We start from the raw sequence: 4,436 nt of genomic DNA on the forward strand, positions 1-4,436 counted from the left end.
GCCATCGCGCAGGCTACTGCTGTCGGGCTGGCTCATGCTGTGCAGGCGTCCGCCCTGGACACTCAGGCCGTCGATGCTGGTGTTTTCGAAGGTGGCCCCGCGAAAGCTCTCCGGCAGCAGGCGCGAGTCGCCGTAGTGCACCACCGGGGTTTTCGGGAAGACGTCGCCGACCTTGATCACCGTATCGAGCAGGCGCATTTTCGCCGCGCCGCCGATCTTGCTGTAGTTGTCGGCCGGGTGGTTGTCGCTGTCCACCGGCAGCATGCCGAACGATCCCTTGCCGCCGCTGCGGCCGGCGCCGGAGTCGAGCTTGAAGCCATACATGGCAAAGGCATCGAGACCGAAACCGACGGTGCCCTGGGTGAAGCCGGATTCGAACTTGCCGATCAGCCCCTGGGCCCAGGCTTCGGAATAACCGTTACCGGTGGGGCTGGACTGGCCCTTGCGATCGTCGCGATTGAAGTAGTAGTTGCGGGCCAGCACGTTGAGGCTGCTGCCTTCGATAAAACCTTCGGGCTTTTCTTGCGCAGCGTTCACGGCCAATGGGCTGAGCCCCAGTACCGCGGAAAACACGGACAGGGACCAGCGGGTTTGAGTACGCATGTTGTTTGCTCCTGGATATGGGCAGCTATCAGCTGTTATGTCGCCTGGGGCGTTCTTGTTAGTTGTACTCGCGAACCGTCTGGTTAACGGCTGGAGTCAAGGCCGATAGTTGCAAACAACAGATAACGCGGAGGTGACCCGGTTATTACAATTCCGCAAGGATAGAAGCTGTAAGTTGTCTTTGGCGGCAGATAAAATCCTTGTTTTATAAGGGGCTTGCTCAATGACAAGAGAAGGTTCTGGTTTTATTGCAAATAAGTAATGTGCGCGTGATCTTCCTGACAGGGGCCACTGGTTATCCTCGTTGCAACTAACCAAAACGAGGAAACAGTCATGAAGTTATTTAAATTGAGTATGGCCGCGCTGGTACTTTCCATTTCGTCCCTGGCCATGGCCGAAGGCGGCGGCGACCGCACCTTCGACCGCGCCATGCAGGCGAACGAGCGGGCCATGGCGGCCTATGCGGCGAAGCAGGGCAAGGAGGCGCCTGTGGTGGAAAACTATCGCTACGGCATGCCCCTGGACGTGCAAAAGGTGGTCAGCGTGACGCCGCTGGCCAAGGCCTGCAACCCGGTGCCGTCACGCATGACTTATGAGGATTCGGCCGGACAGCTCAAGACCGTGGAGTATCAGGTAATGGGCCAGTGCCGCACCAATGGCAGCTAGGGTCTGTACGAAAAGTGGCTGCGCTCGGTCATGCTGCGTTAAAAACAGGCTCGGAATGCTCATGTAGGCCCCTACACTCCGCTTCCTCGCCTGTTTTTGCCTTGCCTGACCTTCGCTCGCCGACTTTTCGTACAGACCCTAATCCTCGGCGTCCTCATGAGGCGGGGGAAGCGGTTCGAGGGCGACGATCATGTCGATTTCCACCGCGGCATTCTTTGGCAGCTGATAGACCCCGAGGGACGTGCGGGTGTGCACCCCGGCCTCGGCAAAGATCGAATAGAGCACTTCGGAGGCCGCATCGGCGACTTCACTCTGCTGGGTGAAGTCGGCGGCGCTTTGCACATAGACGTTGAGCCGCAGGACTTTTTTCACCCGCTGCAGATCGCCCAGCAACTGAGCGAGGATCGCCAGGGCACGCATTGTGCAAATACGCGCGGCATATCGGCCGTCCTCCAGCGACACATCGCCACCGACCCGGCCGACCACCTTTACGCTGTTGTCGATGCGCGGGATCTGCCCGCTGACGTACACCTCGTCACCGTTCTGCACCGCGGGCACGTAGTTGCCGCCGATGCGCATTTCACCGTCGAAAGACTGTCCCAGACGGGCCGCCACCTGATCGAACAGGGCCTTGCGTGAAGCCTCCATAGATTGCACTCCGTCGATTGCCGTTGATTTTCCAGAGCAGGACTATAGCCCCTCTTCCGGGCTCCGGAGCATGGGCTATAGCCCCGCAGGGCCAGGGCCTGAGCCGTTTCAAAGTTTTTTAGTCGGATATGTCTTACGGGCTCTTCAGAAAAATACTCTAGCGCCGATGGCTAGAGACAATGCTGCCCACTATTACTGCCCATCGGTGCATCCCATGTTCAACAAAAGCCTGAAGCAAGAGCTATTGGCTCTACGCGAAGAACTCTCGAGCCTGCAGCAAGTGAAGGACAGTCTCGACAGCGAAATGCTGGTGCTGATTCTCGGTCCCGATGGACGCATTCTGTCGGCCAACGACAACTTCAACCAGGAAATGCTCTACAGGGGCAATGAACTGGTCGGCCGTCACATCGAGGACATGGTTCCGGCCCACGTCAAGACCGATGAGTTCCACCACCGTTTCAAGGCGACGCTGACCCGTGGCGAGCACTTTGCCGGCGCGGTACGCCTGCTGCGCGGCAACGGCCAGGAAGCCTGGCTGCGTTCGATCTCCCAGCCAGTCCGCGACTCCCAGGGGCGGATCAAGCAGTTCTCGATCTACTCCAGCGACCTGACCCGCACCATCGAAGCCTCTCGCGAGCACGAGAACCTGATCGGCGCGCTGGTCCGCTCCACGGCGGTGATCGAGTTCGACCTCAACGGCAACGTGCTGACGGCCAACGAGCGTTTCCTCCACGGCATGGGCTACAGCCTGGCGCAAATCCAGGGCAAGCATCACCGCACCTTCTGCGAACCCGAGGAATACAACAGCGCGGAGTACCAGGCGTTCTGGAAGCGCCTGAACGCCGGCGAGTTCGTCGCCGGGCGGTTCAAGCGCATCGACAGTTACGGCCGCGTGGTCTGGCTCGAGGCTTCCTACAACCCGGTGGTCGATGCCAACAACCGGCTGTACAAGGTGGTGAAGTTCGCCACCGTGATCACCGACCAGGTGAACCAGGAGCAGGCAGTCGCCGAGGCGGCGAACATCGCCTACAGCACCTCGCTGCAAACCGACAACAGCGCCCAGCGCGGCACCACCGTGGTGACCGAGGCGGTGAACGTGATGCGCGACCTGGCTAAGCACATGCAGCAGGCCGGTGAAGGCATCGAGGCGCTGAACGAGCAGTCGCTGGTGATCGGCACCATCGTCAAGACCATCAGCGGCATCGCCGAACAGACCAACCTGCTGGCGCTCAACGCGGCCATCGAAGCGGCTCGAGCTGGCGAGCAGGGGCGCGGCTTTGCCGTGGTGGCCGACGAAGTCCGGCAACTGGCCTCGCGTACCAGCAAGGCTACCGACGAAATCGTCGGCGTGGTGCGGCAGAACCAGGACATGGCGCGCGAGGCCGTGGCGCTGATGACCGATGGCAAGGCGCAGGCCGAGCAGGGCCTGGCCCTGGCCGCCGAAGCCGGCACGGTGATCGTCGAGATCCAGGACGGTGCGCAGAAGGTGGTGAGCGCCGTCGGCCAGTTCGCCAACCAATTGTCGAACTGAGTCCGGCCCTGACCCAGCGTCAGCCCTACCTGCCGTTTTCGAGATGGGGCGCGACCAGGGTTTCGAACCATTCGATAAAGGCGTTCAACCGACGCGAGCGATGGTTGCGATTGGGGTAGAGCGCGGAGATCGCCATGGACGCGGGGCGAAATTCGGGCAGGACTTCCACCAGCTCGCCGCTGTCGAGCAGGTACTGCACGTCGAAGCGCGGAATCTGGATCAGGCCCAGCCCGGCCCGGCAGCAGGCGATGTAGTTTTCGGCGTTGTTGACGATCACCCGGCTGGGCAGGTTCAGTTCCAGCTCGTGACCTTCGGCCAGGTATTCCCAGGGTTGTTCTCGGCCCGTGCTGGGGGAGCCGTAGCCGACCATCCAGTGACCGTCGGCCAGGTCGCCCGGCGTCTGTGGCTGGCCGTGCCGGGCCAGGTAGCCGGGGCTGGCGCAATTGATCAGGGCCAGGTTGCCCAGGCGCCGGACGATCAGGCTGCTGTCGCGCAGGGTGCCGACGCGGATCGCGCAATCCACGCCTTCCTGCACCAGATCGATGGAGCGGTCGGTGGAGCCCAGGGCCAGTTTCAGGCTGGGGTAGCTGGCGAAAAGTTCGGGCAGGGCGGGGGCGATCAGGCGCCGGGCGATCCGGCTGGGCACGTCGACATTGAGCCGGCCGCAGACGTCCAGCAGACGGGTGTGAAACAGCTGCTCGAGCTCCACCGCATCGCTCAGCAACAGGCGCGCGCGCTCCAGCAGGACCGCGCCGTCGGCGGTCAGTTGCACCTGGCGCGTGGTGCGGTGCAACAGGCGCGTGGCCAGGGCGGTTTCCAGTTGCTGTACCGCTGCCGACACGGTGGCCCGGGGCAGTTCAAGGGCATGCGCGGCCTTGATGAAACTGCCCATGTCGGCCACCTGGATGAACACACGGTACTGCTCGAGTTTATCCATGGAGGGGGGTGCTTCCGAAGCTTGTGGTGCGCATTTTCTGTAGGAGCGAGG

The 4,436-nt window shown here is 62.0% G+C and carries 4 protein-coding genes and 2 pseudogenes; 3 read left to right on the forward strand and 3 right to left on the reverse strand.

The genetic code is table 11. The features are described from left to right. Positions 1-603: OprD family outer membrane porin (locus ACTJKT_RS30635; RefSeq protein ID WP_440790294.1), on the reverse strand; the 603-nt coding region annotated here is incomplete at its 3' end. A 333-nt stretch (positions 604-936) separates the two neighbouring features. Here ACTJKT_RS30635 and ACTJKT_RS30640 point away from each other — a divergent pair. Next, on the forward strand, positions 937-1,269 hold the full coding sequence (locus tag ACTJKT_RS30640; protein ID WP_440790296.1) for a DUF2790 domain-containing protein: 333 nt from the start codon (positions 937-939) through the stop codon (positions 1,267-1,269). A 138-nt stretch (positions 1,270-1,407) separates the two neighbouring features. Here ACTJKT_RS30640 and ACTJKT_RS30645 read toward each other — a convergent pair whose 3' ends face one another. After that, positions 1,408-1,917 carry a RidA family protein gene (locus ACTJKT_RS30645; RefSeq protein WP_440790298.1) on the reverse strand — a complete coding sequence of 170 codons (510 nt, stop codon included), beginning with the start codon at positions 1,915-1,917 and terminating at the stop codon, positions 1,408-1,410. Between the two features lie 304 nt (positions 1,918-2,221). Between ACTJKT_RS30645 and ACTJKT_RS30650 the strand changes: the two are divergent. Continuing rightward, positions 2,222-2,908: pseudogene (locus ACTJKT_RS30650) on the forward strand (PAS domain-containing protein); the annotation flags it as partial. A gap of 108 nt (positions 2,909-3,016) precedes the next feature. After that, positions 3,017-3,448, forward strand: a pseudogene (locus tag ACTJKT_RS30655) (methyl-accepting chemotaxis protein); the annotation flags it as partial. A 25-nt stretch (positions 3,449-3,473) separates the two neighbouring features. On the opposite strand, the gene ACTJKT_RS30660 reads toward ACTJKT_RS30655, so the two are convergent. Next, positions 3,474-4,385 carry a LysR family transcriptional regulator gene (locus tag ACTJKT_RS30660; RefSeq protein ID WP_440790300.1) on the reverse strand — a complete coding sequence of 304 codons (912 nt, stop codon included), beginning with the start codon at positions 4,383-4,385 and terminating at the stop codon, positions 3,474-3,476. Between the last annotated feature and the right edge of the window lie 51 nt (positions 4,386-4,436).

Source organism: Pseudomonas sp. 22526 (assembly GCF_052044735.1).
Taxonomy (GTDB): Bacteria; Pseudomonadota; Gammaproteobacteria; order Pseudomonadales; family Pseudomonadaceae; genus Aquipseudomonas; species Aquipseudomonas piscium.